The organism is Brevundimonas olei, assembly GCF_037055245.1.
Taxonomy (GTDB): Bacteria; Pseudomonadota; Alphaproteobacteria; order Caulobacterales; family Caulobacteraceae; genus Brevundimonas; species Brevundimonas olei.
Map to the genome: position 1 here is coordinate 469,264 of NZ_CP146369.1, position 20,928 is coordinate 490,191.

Consider the following 20,928-nt stretch of genomic DNA (forward strand, 5'->3'; position numbering starts at 1 on the left):
CCTCAACGACATGATCGCCGCACACGGCGACTGGGAGAGAGACATGAGAAACCCATCCAAGATCGGCCTGATGGCGACGACCGCATCGACCGTCCTGTTCGCCGGGGCGGCCCTGGCCCAGGAGGCCCTGCCCGCCGAGCCCACCCAGGTCGAGGACATCGTCGTCGTCGGCACCAACATCCGCGGCGCGCGCACCACGGCGGCCCTGCCGGTGGTGGTGGCCGACCGCGAGCAGATCGAGGCCACCGGCGCCACGACCGGCGACGAGCTGATGCGGACCATTCCCCAGATGGGCGACGTCCTGTTCGATTCCGCCAACAATCCCCAGACCTCGAACTCGGCGCGCGGCGATGTGAACTCGGTCAATCTGCGCTCGCTGGGCGTGGGCAACACCCTGGTGCTGCTGAACGGCCGTCGTCTGGTCCAGCACCCGACCAGTCAGGGCACCTCGGACACCGGCACGGTGCCGGTGCTGAGCTACAACTCCAACGCCATCCCCGTGTCGGGGCTTGAGCGGCTGGAGGTCCTGCTGGACGGCGCGGCCGCCATCTATGGCGCGGATGCGGTGGCGGGCGTGGTCAACACCGTGCTGCGCGACAACATCGACGGCCTGACGGTCAGCGCCCGCTACGGCGGCGCCGAGGGCACGCAGATGCGCGACACCGAGTTCAACCTGTTCACGGGCAAGAATTTCGATCGCGGCAACGTCTCCCTGTTCGCCAACTACGCTCAGCGCACCGCCCTGTGGGCCTCGGATCAGGACTTCACCCGATCGGACGACCTGCGTCCGCTGTTCGCAGGCGACCCCGACTTCGCCAAGGTCCAGTCGCTGGACGGCCGCTCGTCGCACACGCCGTGGGCGCGCCTGTCGGTCGGCTCGCGCCCGGTGATCAAGTCGAATGGCGTCAACGTGACGAACGCCACTGGGGCCTTCCATTATCAGCCCGGCAGCTTCGGATGCGCCGTCGATGTCGGTGACGACATCTGCATCGCCACGGGCAACCACGCCTTCAACGGCGCGCATCGCGATATGCGCTATGACACCCGTCACGACACGACGGTCCGTCCGTCGGTCGAGCGACTGAATCTGTTCCTGACCGGGCGTTACGACCTGACCGACAACGTCGAGGCCTTCGGCGAGGTCGGCTATTACAGCGCCCACAGCCGCGCCGTGCAGCCGCCGGTGGTCAACCTCAATGACATCTGGATTCCGGCCAGCAACTACTACAACCCCTTCGGCCCCGTGACCTTCGCTGACGGCACGGCCAATCCGAACCGCCTGCCGGGTCTGACCGGGGTTCCCGCCGAGGGCCTGCCGGTCCTGATGACCAACTACCGCTTCGTCGACACCGGCTTCCAGGTGGTGAAGGTCGACAACTATCAGGCGCGTCTGCTGGGCGGTCTGCGCGGCGAGTGGCGCGGCTTCAACTGGGAGACGGCGGTCGTCTACTCCGAGGCCGAGGCCAAGGACGTCTCGCCCAACGTCAATATGACGGCCCTGCAGAAGCAGTTGGCCCTGTCGACGCCCGACGCCTACAACCCCTTCAGCGGCGGTTGCGTCGCCACCACCAGCTATGGCGACTGCTCGCCCAGTTCGCAGGCGGCGATCGACGCCATCGTCTTCTACCTGCGCCGGGTGTCGCGCACGACCCTGACCATGGCGGACTTCAAGCTGTCGCGCGGCGACCTGTTCCAGTTGCCGGGCGGGCCGGTCGGCATGGCCTTCGGCGTCGAGGCGCGCCGCGAGACCCAGAAGGACGACCGCGACGCCAATCTGGACGGCACCTACACCTTCACCGACATGGTCAGCGGCGAGACCAACCTGTCCAACGTCTCCGCCGTCAGCCCCAACCCCGACACATCGGGCAGCCGTGAGGTCTTCTCGACCTATGTCGAGTTCGCCGTGCCGGTGGTCTCGCCCGAGATGAACATTCCTCTGGTCTATCAGCTGGATGTGCAGCTGGCGGGCCGCTACGAGCACTATTCCGACTTCGGCTCGGTGGCCAAGCCGAAGATCGCCGCGGCCTGGGACGTCGTGCCGGGCGTGCGGGTCCGCGGCTCCTATTCGCAGGGTTTCCGCGCGCCGAACCTGGAGCAGACCCACGCCACGCAGTATGCCCGTCTGGCCAACGGCATGGACTATGTCCGCTGCGAGGCGCAGTTGCGCAAAGGCGATATCGACAACTTCTCGCAGTGTTCGCAGAACACCTCGGGCGCCTCCCTGCTTGTCGCGGGCAACCCGGATCTGGAGCCGGAAGAGAGCACCAACACCTCCTACGGCCTGGTGCTGCAGCCGTCCTTCATCCCCGAGCGTTTCGGCGCCTTCACCTTCACCATCGACAAGTGGCGGATCGAGCAGGAGAAGATCGTCGGCCTGCTGGGCGCCCAGACGGCCCTGGCGCTGGACTACCTGAACCGCGTCGAAGGCGGCTCCAATCCGCTGGTCAACCGTCGCGCGCCGACGCCCGAGGACATCCTGCTGTTCCAGGGCACGGGCCTGACCCCGGTGGGCGAGGTGGTCTCGATCAACGACCGCTTCATCAACCTTCAGCCCCAGACTGTCAGCGGCCTGGACCTGGCCGTGAACTGGTCGCTGCGTCGCACGAAGTACGGCACCTTCATCGTCAATGTGAACGCCAGCAAGCTGGACGAATTCACGCGCGATCCGGGCGACATCGTCAATGAGCTGTACGCCGCCCGCGAAGCCGGAACGATCAATGCCGGGACGACCCTGCCGGACTCCTCTCAACTGGTGGGGCAGAACGGCCGTCCCGAATGGCGCCTCAACGCCAGCCTGACGTGGCGCAAGGGCCCCTGGCGCGCAGGAATGACGAGCCAGTACATCAGCGACTTCCAGCAGCCCGGCCTGCTGGGCGCCTCGGGCGACCCGTGGGTCGTCGACGCCCGCCAGACCGTCAACGCCTATGTCGACTATGAATTCCCGGCCGAGACGCGGCTGCGTCTGGGCGTCCGCGACCTGACGGATCAGGGACCGCCGCTGGCCGACAACGGCTATCGCGGTTCGGTGCACAGCCCGTGGGGCCGCTATTGGTACGTCACGGCCACCAAGTCGTTCTGATCTGAGGAGGCGATAGGGATGCGTCTGTTTTCGATGCTGGCGGCGGCCGCCGCCGTCACGCTGACCGGCGCGCCCTTCGCCGCCGCCCAGGATGCGCCTGCGGCCTCGTCGCCGGCGCCCGCCCCGGCCGTCTGTCCCGATTTCCTTCCTCAGCAGGCGCACTGCTGGTCGGGGCGGGCGGCCAAGGGCGGCTACTACTGGATCGCCGTGCCCGAGAATTGGAACGGCTCGCTGATCGTCCACGCTCATGGCGGGCCGCGCACGGGCGCTCCCAGGGCCGATGATCCGCTGGAGGATCTGGAACGCTTCTCCATGACGGTGAAGGAGGGCTTCGCCTGGGCGGGCTCGACCTATCGCCGGGGCGGCTACGGCGTGCGCATGGCGGCCGAGGACACCGACGACCTGCGCCAGATTTTCTGGGACGCCTTCGGTCGGCCCCGCCGCACCATTCTTCACGGCCAGTCCTGGGGCGGCAATGTCGCAGCCAAGGCGGCCGAACTCTATGCGCGCGACGCCGAAGGCCAGGTGGTCTGGGACGGCGTGGTCCTGACCAGCGGGGTGCTGGCGGGCGGGACCGAGGCCTACAGGTTCCGCGCCGATCTACGTGCGGTCTATCAGTATTACTGCCAGAACCATCCCGCGCCCGACGAGACGCAGTACCCGGTCTGGCAGGGTCTGCCCGAGGGCGTCCGCCTGACCCGCGCCCAACTGGCCCAGCGGGTCCAGGCCTGCACGGGCGTCGGCCTGGCTGCGACCGAACGCTCGCCGGAGCAGAAGCGGCGGCTGGCCGATATTCTCAACGTCGTGGGCATAGGCGAGGGCCAGCTTGTCTCTCACCTGGCCTGGGGGACCTTCCTGTTCCAGGACCTGGTGCAGCGGCGTCTGGACGGCCTCAATCCGTTCGACAACAGCCGGACCGTCTATCAGGGCTCGCACGACGATGCGGCGCTGAACGCGGGGGTCGAGCGGTTCGCGGCGGACCCGATGGCGGTTGCGCGCCTGGCCTACGACGCCGACCTGTCCGGCCTGATCGTGGCTCCGACGATCACCATTCACGGCAAGGACGACCCGACGGCCTTCGTCTGGCACGAGGCGGCCTATCGTGACCGCGTGGCGGCGGCGGGGCGCTCAAGCCTGCTGGTGCAGACCTTCACCGAGGAGGCGTCGCACAGCGCCCTCAGCCCGCCGGAATACGTCGCGGTTTTCGAGGCCCTGATGGCCTGGATAGACGATGGAACGAAGCCGAAGCCGCGCTCGGTGGCGGCGCTCTGCGAAGCCGCGCGGGCGCGCTATGACGCCGCCTGCTTCTTCGACGAGGATTATGCGCCGACTATGGGCGGCCAATAGCGGAGCCTGCCGAAGGCTGATGTAGAGCCAGGCGCAAAAAAGGGGCGGCTCGCGCCGCCCCTTCAGATCCTTCCGATCACGGACGCCGAGGCGTCGGCGGTCAGTCGTTGCGATAGGTCACGCCGCCCTTCATCACGTATTTGACGTGCTCCAGGGTGGTGACGTCGCTCAGCGGATCGCCCGAGACGGCGATGACGTCGGCGGCGTAGCCGGGCGTCAGGCGACCGATCTCGTCCTGCAGGCGGAAGTGGGTCGCGGCGCCGACGGTGGCGGCGCGGACGGCTTCCAGCGGGGTCAGGCCGGCCTGGACCAGCAGGGCGAACTCCTTGGCGTTTTCACCGTGCGGCGAGACGCCGGTGTCGGTGCCGAAGGCGATCTGGACGCCGGCGCGGTGAGCGCGGCGCGCCATGTCCAGCATCTGCGGACCGGCTTCCAGCGACTTCTTGCGCTGGTTCGGGGTGAAGAAGGTTTCGGGACGCGCGGCTTCGCGAGCGACGAAGTCGCCGGCCAGCAGGGTCGGCACCAGCCAGCCGTTGTTGGCCTTGAAGATGCGGATGGATTCGTCGTCCAGGAAGGTGCCGTGCTCGATCGAGTCGCCTCCCGCGCGCAGGAAGCTGTTGATGCCGTCCGTGCCGTGGGCGTGGGCGGTCACCGTGCGGCCCATGAAGTGCGCCGTCTCGACGATGGCCTGCAGTTCTTCGTTCGAGAATTGCTGGTTCAGGCCCGCGCCGGTGTCGGACAGGACGCCGCCCGTGGCCGTGATCTTGATGATGTCGGCGCCCGCGCGCACGCGCTCGCGCACCGAGCGACGGCAGTCGTCGGCGCCGGAGCAGACGCCGTTCTGACGCAGCACCGGCACCAGGGCGCTGTTCACGCCGTTGGCGTCGCCGTGGCCGCCGTGCGGAGTCACAGTGCCGGCCGAGACCAGCAGGCGCGGGCCGGGAATCTTGCCCGCCGCGATGCCGTTGCGCAGGGCGATGACGGCGTCGCTGGCGCCGCCCAGGTCGGCGACGGTGGTGAAGCCGGCCTGCAGCGTCACCAGGGCATAGGCCGCGCCCTGTACGGCGGAGTCAGCGGCGGTGTTGGTGAAGCGGGCGACGCGGTTGCCTTCGCCCTGCTGATTGGTGATGTGGACGTGGCTGTCGATCAGGCCCGGCAGCACGAACTTGTCGGACAGGTCGACCACGTCGCCTTGGCCGACGAAGCCGTCGACGATCTCGCGCACGCGGCCGTTCTCGATCACCAGGGTCTGGTTCTGAGCCACGCGGCCGGTCGCCGGGTCAGCCAGCAGGCGCCCGGCATGAATATAGGAGACGTTCGGCGCCGAGGCCGCCTGCTGCGCGACCGCCGGGGTCGAGGCCAGAAGGGCGGCCGCCAGGCCGACGAACCATGATTTCTTAGATGACAACTGCACTGTCCTCCTCCACGCGGCGAAGGTCGCCGCCCCATTTGAAAATGTCGCCGGCCCGCCGGGCCGGGATCAGGTGCGGCGGGACAAGGTCCCGCCGCGTCTGGCTTCAGGTCTCCTGACGGAGACCTAGAAGGTCTTGGTGACCGCAACCGTGTAGTAGCGGCCGATGGTGTCGTAGTTCTGCGGGTCGTAGGTGCCGCGGACATCCCCGACCTGCGGCGGCGCCTCGTTGAACAGGTTCGTCACGGTGAAGCGCAGGGAGGTGTCGTAAGGCAACGTCACCCGGGCGTTCAGATCGAAGACGTCATAGGCGTCCACGCCGCGCGCGGTGCTGGTCGGCGAGGTCACGCGGGCGCTGTTGATCATCTCCGACATGTGGCGCCAGCGCAGGCCGACGTTCCAGCTTTCACGCGAGTAGGTGACGCTGGTCGACGCCTTCCATTCGGGGTGCGCCTGGCCGGCGTTGGCTTCGATCGCCGTCCCCCAGGTGCCGGCGTAGTCGTACGTCGGCGCGCCCGGCAGGGCCTGGATCTCGAAGCTGTTCAGGTAGCTGATCGCCGAGCTGACGCTGAGCTGACCCTCGTCTGGCAGGCCGACATCGCCCAGGTGCAGGCGCCAGTCCAGCTGCAGGTCGATGCCGGTGACGTTGAACTGGCCCAGGTTCAGCAGAGGCTGACGCGGGTTGATCATATAGCCGTCGTTGGTCCCGCGATCCTGCAGGGTGCAGTAGTAGTTGTTGGGATCGAACGTCGGGTTGTTGCCGCCGTCGTTGAAGCAGTAGCGGATGCCGTTGCCGACGCCCAGGACGCCGACCGCATCGGCCACCTTGATCTGATACCAGTCGATCGAGGCGCTGATGTTGCTCAGCCACGGCGACTGGAAGGTCGGCTGGAGCACCGTGCCGAACGAATAGGTGTCGGCCGTTTCTTCCTGAAGGTCGGGGTTGCCGCCGGTCAGGGCGAACACCTGGGCGGCGCCGAACTGGAAGTCGTTGATCAGGGCCGAGGGCACGCCCAGCGACACGCACAGGGCCTTGACCTTTTCGGCGTCGGGCCCGTTGCGGAACGAACTGCGGTAGTCGCAGGGATCGCCGTTGGTGTTGCTGGCGGACGGGGTGCCGATATCGACCGTGGCCGACGAGACGGGCGAGTAGAGTTCGCCGACGCTCGGCGCCCGCACCGCCCGATTGTAGCCGCCGCGCAGGCGCACGATGTCGTTCACCTGCCAGTTCAGATCGGCCTTGTAGGCATGGACGCCGCCGACGGAGCTATAGTCGGAGTAGCGATATCCCAGGTCCATCTCCAGCGACTTGACGAAGGGCAGGTCGCGCAGCAGCGGGATCAGGAATTCGGCGAAAACCTCGGTCGTGTCGACGCTGCCCGAAGACGCGCGCAGCTCGCTGTAGCCCAGGATGTCGCTGGTGCCGTCCGGCTGGTCCAGGGCGCTGTCGGGACGGAAGTCGAACTGGTTGTAGCGATAGCCCAGGCCGGCGGCGAAGCGGACTTCGCCGGCGGGCAGGTTGAACAGGCCGCCCTGCATGGAGGCCTCGGCCATGCGCTGGGTCAACTCATTGGTGTTGGTCGTATTGCGGCGCACATAGTTCACGCACTCGGCCGAGGGGTCGTGATTGCCGAAGGGGTTGAAGCCTCCGGCGCAGAACTCGGACCCTCCCGTCGGGCTGTACAGCAGGCGAGTGATGGCCGAACGGCTGACGCCGCCGGTCTGCACATTCTCGAAATCAGCCTGGGAGGCGCTGGCGTAGGCTTCCCAGGTCCAGTCCTTGTAGCCGACCTGACCCGACAGGCCGCCGATGAACTGATAGACGTTATAGGCGTAGGACTGCAGGCGCTCCCCGGCGAAGTCCAGGTCCTTCCACAGGGCGAAGTCGGCGGTCGGGTTCGGGCGCGACGCCAGGATATGGGCGAAATCGGCCCCGATGTAGGGATTGGTCACCGGCGCCGACAGGGCATAGGCGAGGCCCGCCAGGGTCGGGTTGAACGTCCCTTCCGACTCATAGCTGGTCAGCGAGCCCTGCAGGAAGAAGTCGATATTGGGAGCAATCTCATAATCGACGCGGCCGAACAGCGAGTAGCGCTCGTTGTCGTTCTGGATACGGCCCTTGTTCCAACCCCACAGCATGTTGGTGCCGGCGGCGTTCAGGAAGTGGCCGTCGGTTTCCGGGTCTTTCAGGTTCATGACCGGCGAGGCGCCGCCCAGGTTGAACAGGGTCTGGTCGCCGGTGTTGAAGCCGATCTGGCCGTTATAGAAGTCGCCGGCGCCCAGCACCGGATTGACGCCGTACTGGCCGACGAAGACGTCGTTGACGGCGTCCAGCGTGGGACGGTTGCTGCCGAACCAGGCGGCGCCTTGGGCGATGATGGCGGTGTTGGACTCGCGATTGCGCGTGAAATAATAGTCGCGCTTCGACTGGTAGGCGACGTCGCGCATCGAATAGTCGAGCGAAACCACGGCCCTGCCGCGATCATTGGCGAAGCTGTCCCCGGCCGTAACCGACAGGCGGAAGGTCTCGCCGTCGCCATAGTCGCTGACGCCGTATTGCGACGCCACGGTCACGCCGCTGAAGTTGCGCTTCAGGATGAAGTTCACGACGCCCGCGGTGGCGTCGGAGCCATAGGCCGTGGAGGCGCCGCCGGTGATGACCTCGACGTTGCCGATCAGAGCTTCCGGGATGACGTTCAGGTCGACCGAGCCGTCGGGGTTCGACGGCTGCAGGCGCTTGCCGTCCAGCAGCAGCAGGGTGCGTTTGGAGCCCAGGCCGCGCAGGCTGGCGTAGGCCTGGCCGCCGTTCAGCGAGGTTGAGGACGAACCGGCCGTGCTCTGGCCCATGGCGCCCGAAAACTGCGGCATCTGGGTCAGGGCCTTTTCGACCGTCACCTGGCCGGTGTTCTCAATCGCCTCGGTTGTGACGGAGACGAGGGGACTGTTGGAAGCGTAGTCGCGGCGGGCGATACGCGAGCCGGTGACGACGATCTCGCCCACTTCGACCGCGCCGGATTCTTCGGGCGTTTCCTGGGCGGAGACGGTTCCCGCCGCGCTCATCAAGGCCAATGACGCGCACCCGCTTGCCAACAGAGCACGATACATCACGGGGCGAACGCCCCGAGAAACGCAAAACAGCATGAAATCCCCTCTGATGCTGACGGTTCTTTGCCAGCAGCTCCCCTCACGGCGCCGCTTGATTTAGAAAGATGCTTCCCTTCGCCAGCCTAGTTGCTGGCAATAATTTTGCCCATGGGGCGGGGGTTGAAATCCAAAAATCTAAATTAATGTCTGAAAACGGCGGGCAAGACGAAATTTCCTCCTCGTCAGGGCTTAGTGAAATGGGGCTTTTTTGGGGAAACTCCAGGCGGGGCCGGGTCGCCTCCTCGCATGGCGCGGCATCCCAGGCGCCAACCAAGACGCTGAATCCTCCGAGGGGCTGTGCGGCCCAGAACCCGCCGTTTTTCTGCGACTGCGCCGGTTGCGTTTTTGCGGCGCTGGTCCATCTCATAAGCGAGGCTCGGCTGTACGGGAGCGCCGGGCGCCAGAGGAGATAGGCGATGACCCAGCAGAATTCAGGTTCCACGACGGGCGCGGGCGCACCGGCCGTCAGTGATCGGAACTCGCTCACCGTCGGGCCGAACGGGCCGATCGTGCTGCATGACGTGCACTTCCTGGAGCAGATGGCTCACTTCAACCGGGAGAAGGTTCCCGAACGCCAGCCGCACGCCAAGGGCTCCGGCGCCTTCGGCGAGCTGGAGATCACTCATGATGTTTCGGCCTACACCAAGGCGGCGCTGTTTCAGCCGGGCGCCAAGACCGAGATGCTGGCGCGCTTCTCCACCGTGGCGGGCGAACAGGGCAGTCCTGACACCTGGCGCGACGTGCGCGGATTTTCGCTGAAGTTCTACACGACCGAGGGCAACTACGACCTGGTCGGGAACAACACCCCGGTTTTCTTCGTGCGCGATCCGATGAAGTTCCCGCACTTCATCCGCAGCCAGAAGCGCCTGCCGGACTCCGGCCTGCGCGACAACCACATGCAGTGGGACTTCTGGACCAACAACCCCGAGACCGCTCACCAGGTGACCTATCTGATGGGTGAGCGGGGCCTGCCGCGCACCTGGCGCGAGATGAACGGCTACGGCTCCCACACCTATATGTGGATTAACGCGGCGGGCGAGAAATTCTGGGTCAAGTATCACTTCCACACCCGCCAGGGCATGGCCTTCTTCTCGAATGCCGAGGCGGCGGCCATGTCGGGCGCCGACGCCGACTTCCACCGCCGTGACCTGTTCGACGCCATCAAGCGCGGCGAGCATCCGTCGTGGGATCTGTCGGTCCAGGTCATGCCCTATGCCGAGGCGGCGACCTATCGGATCAATCCCTTCGACCTGACCAAGACCTGGTCGCACAAGGACTATCCGCTGATCCCGGTCGGGCGGATGACGCTGAACCGCAACCCGGAGAACTTCTTCGCCCAGATCGAGCAGGCGGCCTTCTCGCCGGGGAACACGGTGCCCGGCATCGGCCTGTCGCCGGACAAGATGCTGCTGGGCCGGGCCTTCGCCTATAACGACGCCCAACGAAACCGCATCGGGACCAACTTCCACCAGCTGCCGGTCAACCAGCCCAAGGTTCCGGTGAACACCTATATGTTCGACGGGCAGATGGCCTATCACCACTCGGGCGCCCAGCCGGTCTATGTCCCCAACAGCGGCGGCCGCGCCTGGTCGGATGAGACCGGCCCGGTCCATGACGGCTGGGAGGCCGACGGCGACCTGGTCCGCAGCGCCTATACCCTGCACGCCGAGGACGACGACTTCACCCAGCCGGGCGTCCTGGTGCGTGAGGTGTTCAACGACGACCAGCGCGCCAGACTGGTCGATCAGGTGGCGGGCAGCCTGCTGGGCGGCGTGCGCTCTCCGGTGCTGGAGCGCGCCTTCGACTACTGGAAGAGCATCGATCCCGACGTCGGCGCCCGGATCGAGGCGGCGGTGCGCGCCGGCGGCGCGCCTCGACCGGCCGAGGGCATGGGCGAAGGCTGAGGCCCGGATTTCACGATCTGAACTGAAGACGCCCCCCGTTCCCCGGTCGGAGCGGGGGGCGTTCCGCATCTGCGGGCGCGCCCGTGCGTGTTGACAATGATTGTCGAGCGCAATGTGATGGTTTTCGCGCCTCAATCGCTCCTGCTACGGTCACAATCGCGCCAACTCGTCGCTTTGACGCAAGCGCGTCATTTCCCTTAGGAAAAACTCTGGCAGAACGAAAAGGCGCGATCCGCAGTCTTTCGGGCGCCGCCCCACAACCCATCGGAGATGATCGACACGCCCGTGCCCGCCAGCTTCCTCCTGCTCGTCATTCTCGTCCTGCCCTTTCTGGGGGCCATGATCGCCTCAGGGCTGCCGCGTCATGCGCGGACCTCTGCGGCCGTCCTGTCGTGGATCATCGCCCTGATCAGCGTCGGCTGTCTGGCGGTGCTCTGGCCCAGGTTCCAGGACGGCGAGGTGTTGAAGCTGACCCTGGCCTGGCTGCCGTCGCTTGGGGTGAATCTCACCATCCGCCTGGACGGCCTGTCCTGGCTGTTCAGCGCCCTGATCCTGGGGATCGGCGCGCTCGTCGTCCTGTATGCGCGCTACTACATGTCGCCGAAGGATCCGGTGCCGCGCTTCTTCTCCTTCCTGCTGGCCTTCATGGGCGCCATGCAGGGCGTGGTGCTGTCGGGCAATCTGATCCAGCTGGTCGTCTTCTGGGAGCTGACCAGCCTCTTTTCCTTCCTGCTCATCGGCTACTGGCACCAGAACGCCTCGGCGCGCGAGGGCGCGCGCATGGCGCTGACCATCACCGCCACCGGCGGGGTCGCCCTGCTGGTCGGCATGATTCTGATCGGCCGGATCGTCGGCAGCTATGAGCTGGACGCCGTCATCGCCGCGCGCGACGTCATCCTGGCCAGCCCCCTCTATCCGGTCGCCCTGGGTCTGATCCTGATCGGCGCCCTGACCAAGAGCGCCCAGTTTCCGTTCCATATCTGGCTGCCGCGCGCCATGGCGGCGCCGACGCCGGTCAGCGCCTATCTGCATTCGGCCACCATGGTGAAGGCGGGCGTCTTTCTGCTGATGCGGTTCTGGCCCGTCTTCGGCGAGACCGAGATGTGGTATTTCGTGGTCGGCGGCCTGGGGCTGACGACCCTGCTGGTCGGCGCATGGTGCGCCATCTTCCAGCACGACCTGAAGGGCCTGCTGGCCTATTCGACCATCAGCCACCTGGGCCTGATCTGCCTGCTGCTGGGGCTGGGGTCGGACCTGGGCGCCATCGCCGCCATCTTCCACACCATCAACCACGCGACCTTCAAGGCTTCGCTGTTCATGGCGGCGGGCATCATCGACCACGAGGCCGGCTCGCGCGACATGCGCAAGCTCAGCGGCCTGATCCGCTTCATGCCGATCACCGCCACCCTGGCCATGGTCGCCGCGGCCGCCATGGCGGGCGTGCCCCTGCTGAACGGCTTCCTGTCCAAGGAGATGTTCCTGGCCGAGGCCCTGGCCAGCACCCAGACCTCGGCGCTGAACCAGGCCCTGCCGGTGCTGGCGACCCTGGCCAGCGCTTTCAGCGTCCTCTATTCGCTGCGCTTCATCCATACGACCTTCTTCGGCCCGCCGCCGACCGAGCTGGACCGCGTTCCGCACGAGCCGCCGAGCTGGATGCGGCGTCCGGTCGAGGTGCTGGTGGCCCTGTGCCTTCTGGTCGGGGTGTTTCCGGCGGTCACCGTCGGGCCCTTCCTACGCAGCGCCGCCGTGACCATGCTCGGCTTCGACCTCCCCTATTACAGCCTGGCCCTGTGGCACGGCTTCAACCTGCCGCTGTTGCTCAGCGTCATCGCCATGGCGGGCGGGATCGGCCTCTATGTCGTGTTCGGCAAGGCGCTGAACGCCAATCCGCGCGGCGGCCCCTGGGGCATGAAGCGGCTGAACGGCGGCTATCTGTTCGAAAGGTCCCAGGTCATCCTCATGGACCTGTCGCAGTGGATCGTGCGCCATCTGGGCGCGCAGCGCCTGCAGCCGCAGCTGCGGCTGATCCTGTTGACGGCCCTGCTGTCGGCGGCTGTGGCGGCGGCGGGCGGCTTCGTCCTGACCTGGCCCGAGTTCCGTGTTCCCCAGCCGCACAACCTGGCCTTCGCCGCCCTGTGGCTGGCGGGCGGCTCCTGCGCCCTGGCCGCCGCCTGGCAGGCCAAATATCACCGCCTGGCCGCCGTCATCCTGATGGGCGGGGCGGGCCTGGCCAGTTGCCTGACCTTCGTCTGGCTGTCGGCGCCCGACCTGGCCCTGACCCAGCTGGTGGTCGAGGTGGTGACGACGGTGCTGCTGCTGTTGGGCCTGCGCTGGCTGCCCAAGCGCCTGGCCGAGATCCATGTGCCCGAGTCCGAGCAGCGCCGCGCCCGCTGGCGTCGTCGTCTGGACCGGGTGATCGCCATCTGCGCCGGGGCCGGCGCGGCCTTGATCGCCTGGGCCGTCATGGTGCGCCCGCCGGTCGAGGGCGTGTCGCGCTTCTTCGTCGAGCGGGCCTATGAGGAGGCGGGCGGCCGCAACGTCGTCAACGTCATCCTGGTCGATTTCCGCGCCTTCGACACCTTCGGCGAAATCACCGTCCTGGGCGTCGTCGGCCTGACGGTTCTGGCCCTGCTGCGTCGCTTCCGTCCGGCCAGCGACAGCCTGTCCCAGCCGATGCAGAAGCGGGTCCAGGATGCGTCGGACCGCGCTCGCGAGGGCCGCAGCGAAGGCGACACCCTCAGCGACACCATGATGATCCCCGGCGTGGTGATGCGCTGGCTGTTCCCCTTCATTATTCTGCTGGCGGTGCACCTCTTCCTGCGCGGGCATGACCTGCCCGGCGGCGGCTTCGCGGCGGGGGTGGCGCTGTCGATCGCCTTCATCCTACAATACATGTCGTCCGGCGCCCGCTGGGTGGAGGAGCGGCTGGAGATCCGCCCGATCATCTGGATCGGCGTCGGCCTGTTGATCGCCGCGATCAGCGGCGCCGTGGGCTGGATCTTCGATCAACCCTTCCTGACCAGCTACTTCCAGTACGCCGATCTGCCGCTGCTGGGTCGCGTGCCCCTGGCCAGCGCGGTGCTGTTCGACCTGGGCGTGGTGGTGCTGGTGGTGGGCGCCACCGTGCTGATCCTGGTCGCCCTGGCGCACCAGTCGCTGCGGCGCGCGCGCATAGAGGAGGCCGAAGCGGAAGCCGAAGCCGAGCAGAAGGGAGGGGCGCAATGACCCAGATCGTTCTGGCCCTCGCCATCGGCGTTCTGACCGCCTCGGGGGTGTGGCTGATGCTGCGCCCGCGCACCTTCCAGGTCATCATCGGCCTGTCGCTGGTCTCCTATGCGGTCAACCTGTTCATCTTCTCCATGGGGCGGCTGCGTTCGGGCGCGGCGCCGATCACCAGCAAGGGCGCCGAGGATCCGGCCCTCTACGCCGATCCGACGCCCCAGGCCCTGGTGCTGACGGCCATCGTCATCAGCTTCGCCCTGACGGCCCTGTTCCTGGTGGTGCTGCTGGCCTCGCGCGGCGAGACCGGCAGCGACCATGTCGACGGCCAGGAGGCGCCCGAATGACCGACTGGCAGGAACATCTGATCATCGGGCCGATCGTCCTGCCCATGGTCATTGCGGCGGCCATGCTGCTGTTCGACGAGCGCCGCCGCCTGTTGAAGGGCGGTCTCAGCCTCTTCGCCATGGCGGCCATCCTGGCCATGGCCCTGGCCCTGCTGCATGAGAGCGCCACCGGCGCCACGGGCGGGGGCGACACTGCCCGCGTCTATCAGCTGGGCGACTGGCCGGCGCCGTTCGGCATCGTCCTGGTGGCGGACCGCCTGTCGACCCTGATGGTGGCTTTGACCAGCGTGCTGGGCGCCTGCTCCATGATCTTCGCCCTGGCGCGATGGGACCGGGCGGGGCCGCGTTTCCACGCCCTGTTCCTGCTGCTGGTCATGGGGGTCAACGGCGCCTTCCTGACGGGCGACCTGTTCAACCTCTTCGTCTTCTTCGAGATCATGCTGGCGGCTTCCTACGGCCTGGCCCTGCACGGCTCGGGCGAGGCGCGGATTCGGGCGGGCCTGGCCTATATCGCCGTCAACCTGACGGCCTCCATGCTGTTCCTGATCGGGGTCAGCCTGATCTACGGCGTCACCGGCACGCTCAACATGGCCGACCTGGCCGTGCGCATCCCCCAGATCGCCGAGGCGGACCGAGGCCTGTTCCACGTCGGCGCCGCGATCCTGGGCGTGGCCTTCCTGACCAAGTGCGCCATGTGGCCGCTGGGCTTCTGGCTGACCACCACCTATTCGGCCGCCAGCGCGCCGGCGGCCGCCGTCTTCGCCATCCTGTCCAAGGTCGGCGCATATGTGATCATCCGCCTCAGCTTCCTGTTGTTCGCGGCGGACAGCGGCGCTTCGGCCGGGTTCGGGCAACTGTGGATCCTGCTGGGCGGTCTGGCGACCATCGGCTTCGGCACGGCCGGCATCATCGCTGCGCGAGACCTGTCGATCGCCGCCGCCTACGCCGTTATCGTCTCGTCCGGCACGGTGCTGGCGGCGGCGGGCACGGGCAACGCCGACGTCCTGGGCGGGGCGGTCTTCTACCTGGTGGGTTCGACCCTGGCCTGCGGCGCCCTGTTCATGCTGGCCGAGGTGCTGAACCGGGGCCAGGATCCCGGCGCGCGCTCGGGCCGCGCCGTCTTCGAGGACGAGTATATCGATCCCTTCGACGACGAAGAGCGCAATGAGCCCGGCCTGGTCATTCCGGCCGCCGTGGCGGCTCTGGGCGGCGCCTTCCTGATCTCGACCCTGATGATCGCCGGCCTGCCGCCGCTGGCGGGCTTCATCGGCAAGCTGGCCATGATGGACGCCCTGTCAGGCCTCGCCGGCTGGGCGGGTTATGGGGTGATCGCCGCCCTTTCCCTGGCCTCGCTCGGCGCCCTGATCGGGCTGACGCGCCTGGGCATGGCGGCCCTGTGGGCGCGAGACGACGACGCCGAGCCGGCGGTCGTCGTCGGCGCGGCCGAGGGCGTGGCCATCGCCGGTCTGCTGGCGGCCTGCATCTTCCTGGCGATCTTCGGCGAGGCGGGCTTCGCCTATGCCGACCACACGGCCGACTGGCTGGTGCGCCCCGACGCCTATGTCCGCGCGGTGCTGGGAGGCGGCTCATGATTCGGGCGGTTCTGCCTCACCCCATCCTGTCGCTGGCCCTGTTCGGCGCCTCCCTGCTGCTCAGCGGGTCGGTTGCGGCGCCCGCCCTGGCTCTGGCCCTGCTGATGGCCCTGGCCGCGCCTCACATCATGCGCGCTCTCGAGGTCGAGCCGGTGCGGGTCAGAAGGCCGCTGACCCTGGTGAGCTTCGCCATGGTCGTCACGCGCGACATCATCCGCTCCAACTGGGAGGTGGCCCTGGTCATCCTGGGGCTGAACGCCTCGCGCGAGAATCGCGTCTCGGGCTTTGTGCACATCCCGCTGGAGATGCGGGATCGATACGGCCTGGCCGTGCTGGCCGTGATCATCACCAGCACCCCCGGCACCATCTGGGTCGAGTACGAGGACGCGACCGGCGTGCTCCTGCTGCATATCCTCGACCTTCAGGCTGGCGACGACTGGGCGGACCGCATCAAGAATCGCTATGAGCGCCGCCTGATGGAGATTTTCGAATGAGCGGCGCCGTCTTCTACTGGGCGCTGGTCGTGGCGCAGTTGTTCCTGGCCGGGGCGGCCCTGATCGGCGTGTGGCGCATCGCCAAGGGGCCGCGCGCCCAGGATCGCATCCTGGGCCTGGACACCCTCTATCAGGCGGGGATGCTGCTGGTCGTCGCCTTCGGGGTGCGGACGGGCAGCCACCTGTATTTCTATGCGGCCGTGATCATCGGCATGCTGGGCTTCACCTCCTCGGTCGCCCTGGCCAAATTCCTGATGCGCGGCGAGGTGATCGAATGACCGGATTTCCCGCGAACGTCCCGGCCTGGGCGGCCCTGCTGGCGGCGTGTCTGGTTCTGGCCGGGTCCGCCCTGACCTTCCTGGGCGCGTTCGGCCTAGTGCGGCTCAAGACCTTCTATGAGCGGGTCCACGCCCCGACGCTGGGGGCGACGCTCGGCATGTTCCTGATCCTGGGCGGGTCGGTGGTCTATTTCACCGCGGCCGAGGGGCAGTTCATGCCGGTCGAACTGCTGGTGGCTGTCTTCTTTACGGTGACGACGCCGGTGACGCTGATCATCCTGGCGCGCGCCGCCCTGTTCCGCGACCGCACCGATCGTTCGGGCGACGGGGTGAGGGTGCCGCTGGAGGGCGAATGCGCCGGCGTGGTCCGTACTCCGCCGGACCTGACTACTGATCCTCGTCGAAGCGACGCGCCACAAGATCGGTGAGGGCGGCGACGGCCTCGGCGGCGTCCGGCCCTTCGGCCTTCACCTCGACGCCGCAGCCGATCCCGGCGCCCAGCATCAGAAGACCCATGATCGAGCGGGCGTCCACGGTCACCCCGTCGCGCGTCACCTGAATCTCGGCTTCGAACTCCGAGGCCAGCTTCACGAACTTGGCCGAGGCGCGGGCGTGCAGGCCGCGCTGGTTGCAGATGTTCAGGGTCGCCTGGGCGGACGGGACGACGTCGCTCATTTCTCGCCCGCCAGCACCCACGACGCCACCGAGATGTATTTGCGGCCGGCGTCCTGGGCGTGGGCCACGCAGGCTTCCAGGCTTTCACGGCCGCGCACGCTGGCCAGCTTGATCAGCATGGGCAGGTTCAGTCCGGCGATCACCTCGGCGCCGGTCTGCTCCATCACCGAGATGGCCAGGTTGGAGGGGGTGCCGCCGAACATGTCGGTCAGAAGGATGACGCCCTCGCCTTCATTGACTGCGGCGGCGGCGTCGACGATGTCGCGGCGTCGGCGCTCCATATCGTCCTCGGGACCGATGCAGATGGCGGCGACGCCGCGCTGCGGCCCCACCACGTGCTCCATCGCCGACAGGAATTCGGAGGCCAGGCCCCCGTGGGTGACGATCACCAGCCCGATCATATAGGCTTCACCAAAGACATCCCCAGCTCGTCTCGACGAGCGACAAGCCTCGTTTCATAGGGCAATCGCGGCGCGGATCAAAGAGCGCTGTCGCCGCGCCGGCCTGCGGCCCTCATGGCGCGGTTGATGGCGGCCGCCACGACCAGGGGCGCGGAGGCGGGACGAGCGTCCAGAACCAGACGCGGCACGGCGACGCCGTCGATGACGTCCTGGGCCGCCTCGGGCATCCGTTCGACCGGTTCATGCGTCAGGTGCAGCGAGAGGGCGATCCGCGTCGAGGGCAGGAAAGGGCGGCTGACGACGCCCAGGCCGCGCACCTCCATCCGCCCGGCGATGGTCGCGGGCGCAGCGGCGTAGAGGGCGCCTGCGCAGGCGAAGACGTCCACCCAATCGTCGCCGACCAGCCTCCAGCCGACCTGCATCAGCCGCAGGGCAAGGTCGCTCTTGCCTGCGCCGGACGGCCCCTGGATCAGGACGCCGCGCCAGGCGTCGTCGATGCGGACGGCGGCGACTGTGGCGTGCAGGGGCTGGCGCGGCGGGGTCACGCGCGTTTTCCGGTCGCGGGCAGCCGCACTTCGAAGCGGGCCCCGACCACGGCGCCGTTTGCGTCGATGCGGTTCTCGGCGTGGACCCGTCCGCCGTGGGCGTCGATGATCTGGCGCACGATGGCCAGGCCCAGGCCCGAGTTTGCGCCGAAGGCCGTGCCCTTGGGGCGGGAAGTGTAGAAGCGCTCGAACACCGTCTCCAGGTTCTCAGCCGGGATGCCGGGGCCGTCGTCCTCGATGCGGATGCGCAGGGGGACGTCGGGCTGGCTGTCGTCGCGTTCCAGGCGGACCCTCACCTCGCCCTCGGGCGGGCTGAAGGAGCGGGCGTTGTCGATCAGGTTGCGGAACACCTGGCCCAGGGGAATGTCGCGGCCCACCACGCGGGCGTTCTCGGCGGTCGAGGCGAAGCGCACCGGCGGCTCGCCCGGCTTCTGGCCGGCCTCATAGACGCCGATGATGTCGCCCAGCAGTTCGTTCAGGTCGATGGCGCGCGGGCGATCGCGCGACAGTTCGGCGTCGAGGCGCGAGGCGTTGGAGATGTCGGTGATCAACCGGTCCAGCCGCCGCACGTCCTGTTGCAGCAGATTGGTCAGGCGGGCCCGCTGTTCTTCGGTCTTGACCAGCGGCAGGGTCTCCAGCGCCGAGCGGATCGAGGTCAGGGGGTTCTTGATCTCGTGGCTGACGTCGGCGGCGAAGCGTTCGATGGCGTCCATACGGGTCGACAGGGTGTCGGTCATGGACTCCAGGGCGCGGGCCAGGTCGCCGATCTCGTCGCGACGATCCTCGAGATCGGGCAGGGAGATGGCGCGCGCGCGCTGCAGCCGCACCTGGTCCGCCGCCGCTGACAGACGCATCACGGGGCGCGCCACGAACAGGTGCAGAACCAGGGACGCCAGCAGGTTCACCGCCAGGGCCACCAGGGCGAAAGGCGTCAGGGCGCGGCGCTGGGCGGCCAGGGTCTCGTTGACGTCACCCGCCTCCAGCGTCAGCACGCCCAGGACCTGCTGCACATGGCGCACGGGCAGGGAGACGGAGACCACCCGTTCGCCCTCTTCATTGCGACGGATGGCGGCCTGAGGCACGCCCTGCAGGGCGCGTTCGACCTCGGCGGACAGTTCCGCATCGGCGCGGGCCAGGCGCGCGGTCTCACGCGCGGACGGCTCGCTGGGCGCCAGGGCGGTTCCTGCGGGATGGGCCGGGGGGAGGGGCTCGCCCGGAATGGTGTCGCTGACCCGATAGGAATCGGACACCTCGATCCCGTCCATGTCGAACAGGCGGGCGCGCTGTCCGGCCGGAATGAAGTTGTCGCGCAGCCACAGGGCGGCCGCGCGATCGTCCAGCATGGGATAGGGGTCGCCCTGGGTGATGCCCAGTTCGCCCAGGACGTTGGCCAGCAGCTCGGCCTGGACGCCCAGGGATTCCTGGCGCGCCTCGATCAGGCCGCGGCGCCATTCGTTCAGCGCCAGGGCGCCGCCGAACAGGATCAGCAGGCTGAGGAGATTGAGGGCCAGGATGAAGCCGCCCAGGCGCGATCCGCCGAAGCGGAATCGGCGCCGCGCCGGGACGTCTTCGGCTTCAGCTCTCGCGGTAGCGGTATCCGACGCCATACAGGGTCTCGATAGCGTCGAACTCGGGGTCGACCATGCGGAACTTCTTTCGCATCCGTTTCACATGGCTGTCGATGGTGCGGTCGTCGACATAGACCTGATCGTCATAGGCGGCGTCCATCAGATTGTCGCGGCTCTTCACGAAGCCGGGGCGCTGGGCCAGGGCCTGCAGCAGCAGGAACTCGGTGACGGTCAGCTTCACCGGCCGGCCGTCCCAGGTCGATTCGTGGCGCGCCGGGTCCATCGACAGCTTGCCGCGCTTGATGGCCTTGCCGGCCTCGGCGGCGGCGGGGTCGATCGGATCCAGGCCTTCCACGCCCGCGCGGCGCAGCAGGGCCTTCACCCGCTCGATCAGCAGGCGCTGGCTGAAGGGCTTGTGGATGTAGTCGTCGGCGCCGAGGTTGAAGCCGAGAATCTCGTCGATCTCCTCGTCCTTGGACGTCAGCATGATGACCGGAATGCTGGAGGTCTGACGCAGGCGGCGCAGCACCTCCATGCCGTCCATGCGGGGCATCTTCACGTCCAGGATGGCCAGGTCGGGCGGGCTGGTCTCCAGCGCTTCCAGGCCCGAGGCGCCGTCGTGATAGGCGGTCACCTTATGGCCGTGGCTTTCCAGCGCCAGAGAGACGGAGGCCACGATGTTCTCGTCGTCGTCGACCAGGGTGATGTTAGCCAAGGGCTTCTCCTTAGTGCGGGCGGGGCGATCGTCTGATCGGCCGCCTTATCCGGTAACGCGCGGCAAGCGTAACCGTTCTATGCAATCGCGGTGACTTTACGGCCACTGCAAAATGGTTTGCATGACTCTGCCTTTCAACCCGCGCGAGGAAAAGGCGAAACCTCGCCTTAAAGCCTGAAGATGCAGGATGGCAGCCTTGTTGTCTCTGA

Annotated in this window: 16 protein-coding genes; 9 read left to right on the forward strand and 7 right to left on the reverse strand. The window is 67.6% G+C overall.

Going from position 1 to position 20,928, the window contains the following annotated elements; genetic code table 11:
* Window positions 1-43 precede the first annotated feature (43 nt).
* Together V8J38_RS02220 and V8J38_RS02225 are read left to right on the forward strand one after the other, a co-directional pair.
* Window positions 44-3,079: a TonB-dependent receptor plug domain-containing protein gene (locus V8J38_RS02220; RefSeq protein ID WP_338577722.1), complete on the forward strand. Its 3,036-nt coding sequence runs from the start codon at window positions 44-46 to the stop codon at window positions 3,077-3,079.
* Window positions 3,080-3,097: 18 nt separating this feature from the next.
* Window positions 3,098-4,426 (forward strand): hypothetical protein, encoded by a 1,329-nt coding sequence (locus tag V8J38_RS02225; RefSeq protein ID WP_338577723.1) that lies wholly within the window; start codon window positions 3,098-3,100, stop codon window positions 4,424-4,426.
* A gap of 100 nt (window positions 4,427-4,526) precedes the next feature.
* Here V8J38_RS02225 and V8J38_RS02230 read toward each other — a convergent pair whose 3' ends face one another.
* A complete protein-coding gene (locus V8J38_RS02230) occupies window positions 4,527-5,840 on the reverse strand; it encodes an amidohydrolase family protein (RefSeq protein ID WP_422388311.1) in 1,314 nt (437 codons plus the stop codon).
* A 123-nt stretch (window positions 5,841-5,963) separates the two neighbouring features.
* Window positions 5,964-8,897 carry a TonB-dependent receptor domain-containing protein gene (locus V8J38_RS02235; RefSeq protein ID WP_291779880.1) on the reverse strand — a complete coding sequence of 978 codons (2,934 nt, stop codon included), beginning with the start codon at window positions 8,895-8,897 and terminating at the stop codon, window positions 5,964-5,966.
* Between the two features lie 500 nt (window positions 8,898-9,397).
* On the opposite strand from V8J38_RS02235, the gene V8J38_RS02240 reads away from it, so the two are divergent.
* From V8J38_RS02240 to mnhG, 7 genes are all read left to right on the forward strand, one after another.
* Entirely contained in the window at window positions 9,398-10,885 is a 1,488-nt protein-coding gene (locus V8J38_RS02240) for a catalase (RefSeq protein WP_312218703.1), read from the forward strand.
* A 270-nt stretch (window positions 10,886-11,155) separates the two neighbouring features.
* Window positions 11,156-14,110, forward strand: a complete 2,955-nt coding sequence (locus V8J38_RS02245) for a monovalent cation/H+ antiporter subunit A (RefSeq protein ID WP_291778523.1) — start codon at window positions 11,156-11,158, stop codon at window positions 14,108-14,110.
* On the forward strand, window positions 14,107-14,451 hold the full coding sequence (locus V8J38_RS02250; RefSeq protein WP_291778524.1) for a Na+/H+ antiporter subunit C: 345 nt from the start codon (window positions 14,107-14,109) through the stop codon (window positions 14,449-14,451). The genes V8J38_RS02245 and V8J38_RS02250 overlap by 4 nt, the downstream gene beginning before the upstream one ends.
* Window positions 14,448-16,043: a monovalent cation/H+ antiporter subunit D gene (locus V8J38_RS02255; RefSeq protein ID WP_338577724.1), complete on the forward strand. Its 1,596-nt coding sequence runs from the start codon at window positions 14,448-14,450 to the stop codon at window positions 16,041-16,043. The genes V8J38_RS02250 and V8J38_RS02255 overlap by 4 nt, the downstream gene beginning before the upstream one ends.
* Complete coding sequence (locus tag V8J38_RS02260; protein WP_338577725.1) at window positions 16,040-16,537, forward strand: Na+/H+ antiporter subunit E; 498 nt, start codon at window positions 16,040-16,042, stop codon at window positions 16,535-16,537. Before V8J38_RS02255 ends, V8J38_RS02260 begins: the two co-directional genes overlap by 4 nt.
* Window positions 16,534-16,815 (forward strand): K+/H+ antiporter subunit F, encoded by a 282-nt coding sequence (locus V8J38_RS02265; protein ID WP_291778532.1) that lies wholly within the window; start codon window positions 16,534-16,536, stop codon window positions 16,813-16,815. The genes V8J38_RS02260 and V8J38_RS02265 overlap by 4 nt, the downstream gene beginning before the upstream one ends.
* Complete coding sequence (gene mnhG / locus V8J38_RS02270) at window positions 16,812-17,243, forward strand: monovalent cation/H(+) antiporter subunit G (RefSeq protein WP_291778536.1); 432 nt, start codon at window positions 16,812-16,814, stop codon at window positions 17,241-17,243. The genes V8J38_RS02265 and mnhG overlap by 4 nt, the downstream gene beginning before the upstream one ends.
* On the opposite strand, the gene V8J38_RS02275 is transcribed toward mnhG, so the two are convergent.
* The 5 genes from V8J38_RS02275 to V8J38_RS02295 form a co-directional block, all read right to left on the reverse strand.
* A complete protein-coding gene (locus V8J38_RS02275; protein WP_291778539.1) occupies window positions 17,203-17,490 on the reverse strand; it encodes an HPr family phosphocarrier protein in 288 nt (95 codons plus the stop codon). The two genes, mnhG and V8J38_RS02275, sit on opposite strands and share 41 nt — an antisense overlap.
* The gene (locus V8J38_RS02280; RefSeq protein ID WP_025976949.1) at window positions 17,487-17,891 is read right to left on the reverse strand and encodes a PTS sugar transporter subunit IIA; all 405 of its coding nucleotides are present in this window, start codon (window positions 17,889-17,891) and stop codon (window positions 17,487-17,489) included. The genes V8J38_RS02275 and V8J38_RS02280 overlap by 4 nt, the downstream gene beginning before the upstream one ends.
* Before the next feature lie 77 nt (window positions 17,892-17,968).
* On the reverse strand, window positions 17,969-18,436 hold the full coding sequence (locus V8J38_RS02285) for an HPr kinase/phosphatase C-terminal domain-containing protein (protein ID WP_338577726.1): 468 nt from the start codon (window positions 18,434-18,436) through the stop codon (window positions 17,969-17,971).
* On the reverse strand, window positions 18,433-20,043 hold the full coding sequence (locus V8J38_RS02290) for an ATP-binding protein (RefSeq protein WP_338577727.1): 1,611 nt from the start codon (window positions 20,041-20,043) through the stop codon (window positions 18,433-18,435). Before V8J38_RS02290 ends, V8J38_RS02285 begins: the two co-directional genes overlap by 4 nt.
* Window positions 20,012-20,719 carry a response regulator transcription factor gene (locus V8J38_RS02295; RefSeq protein ID WP_291778555.1) on the reverse strand — a complete coding sequence of 236 codons (708 nt, stop codon included), beginning with the start codon at window positions 20,717-20,719 and terminating at the stop codon, window positions 20,012-20,014. The genes V8J38_RS02290 and V8J38_RS02295 overlap by 32 nt, the downstream gene beginning before the upstream one ends.
* Window positions 20,720-20,928 lie beyond the last annotated feature (209 nt).